General features: G+C 42.4%; 1 protein-coding gene. It reads right to left on the bottom strand.

Annotation, left to right across the window (positions count from 1 at the left end; all coding sequences use genetic code 11):
• Positions 1–357 precede the first annotated feature (357 nt).
• Positions 358–1,461, bottom strand: a complete 1,104-nt coding sequence (locus tag C232_RS0118215) for a glycerol dehydrogenase (RefSeq protein WP_018665539.1) — start codon at positions 1,459–1,461, stop codon at positions 358–360.
• Positions 1,462–1,778: the final 317 nt, after the last annotated feature.

The raw sequence follows: 1,778 nt of genomic DNA, 5'->3' as shown, positions 1-1,778 counted from the left end.
GGGGCTGGCCAGCCCCCTCCAGAAAAACAGCCCCTATACTCCATATTCCCTCATATTCAGATAACCCTTTTTACACAATTATACGGACTTAACTATTCATTCAAAGATCTTGTATATTCAGTAAAGGTATTTTTTTTCATTGCGCAACTCCTAAATCATGGTGAAAGCTAGATAAACTTATTGTTATCTAGCTTTCAAATATGTCATTTCTTAAAAGGCAATAACTCTTTATAAATACCAGTCTCAATTAGATTATAGTAAATAACCTTTTTTAAAGGGAAAGTATTCAGAAATTCTTTTATCATCATAATGCTTTTTTTCGTTATTTAATACTGTTGACAAATGTATTCACAAATTTTAACGGTATCTTGATTGGTAATAGTGCCCGACTGAATCGGCTGTTACGATTGCGGCGTAGACGAGTTCGGGCGTTACTTTAATCGGCATATTGAAAATTGTTTCTCCATCTGCACAGGAAAGTTCAGCCGCTTTTCTTAATTTTTCTTCATTAATTTCCGAGACGCCGAGATCAGCGAGTGTCACCGGGAGTCCGACGCTCAGGCAGAAGGCAATGACTTCTTCTATTTCTTCTTTCGGCGCGTCTTCCAGAATGAGCTGGACAAGGGTGCCGAAAGCGACTTTTTCGCCATGGTATTTTTGGTGTGTTTCTTCCAATATCGTCAAGCCGTTGTGGATGGCATGGGCTGCAGCCAGGCCGCCGCTTTCAAAGCCGATTCCGCTTAAATAGGTGTTGGCTTCAATAATTTTTTCCACGGCCTCAGTAACCAGGTGTTTTTCTGCCGCCAATTTTGCTTTCAGGCCTTCTGCAATTTGTGTCTGGTAACAAAGCTTTGCCAGTACGATCGCCGCTTCCGTGACATATCCCCCGGCCATTGTGGTTTTATTGGCCCGTTTGGTTGCCCGTGCTTCAAAGTAAGTGGCGAGTGCATCCCCCATTCCGGCAACCAGCAGCCGGGCAGGAGCAGCAGCGACTACTTTTGTATCCATAATGACAAAAGACGGATTCAGCGGCAGCATCAGATATTCGTCAAATTCGCCGTTCTCTTTATAAATTACCGAAAGTGCGCTGGTTGGGGCATCTGTGGAGGCCACTGTTGGCGCAACGATCACAGGTTTGTGATTGTAGTGGCCGATTGCTTTTGCAGTATCACAAGTTTTTCCGCCGCCAATCCCGACTATGACATCGGCATTTTGAGACTTACAGGCCGCGCTTAATCGTTGAATTTCCTTCTTGGAGCATTCACCATTAAATGTTTCCAGCGTATAACGGTCTTCCCTGCCGGCATAACTGCCGGCAATCGTTTTTCCAACAAGGCTGGTTACAAATTTATCTGCAATAATAAAGGCGTGGTGACCGAACTGTGTGGTGTAGGATGAAAGATTGGACAATTCACCCGGTCCTTGTATGTATTTACTTGGGGAGATGATTGTTTTTGTCATGTTACTTCCTCCTTGTTTGTGAAGTCATTAACATTATAACGCTTTCATTTTAACGCATCCCGTTTAAATTTAAAACCATTTTCAGAAAATGCTCACAAAACTGCCATACTTGGTTGAAAACGGCACTTTAATTTTAGATGCCTTATAATGCAAGCGTATGCGATATTGTAAACGAAACTTTTTATACCGCTAATGAACGTCATTGTAAATCAAATTTTGCACCGTGATGGCGTTCATCCTGCTAATGAACGTGATTACAATCTACTTTTTTGCCGGAGATGGCGTTCATCTCGCTTATGAACTTCATTACAGGTCAA

It is taken from the genome of Heyndrickxia acidiproducens DSM 23148, from assembly GCF_000374345.1.
Classification (GTDB): domain Bacteria; phylum Bacillota; class Bacilli; order Bacillales; family Bacillaceae_C; genus Weizmannia; species Weizmannia acidiproducens.
This window is presented reverse-complemented; position numbering and strand designations above follow the sequence as displayed.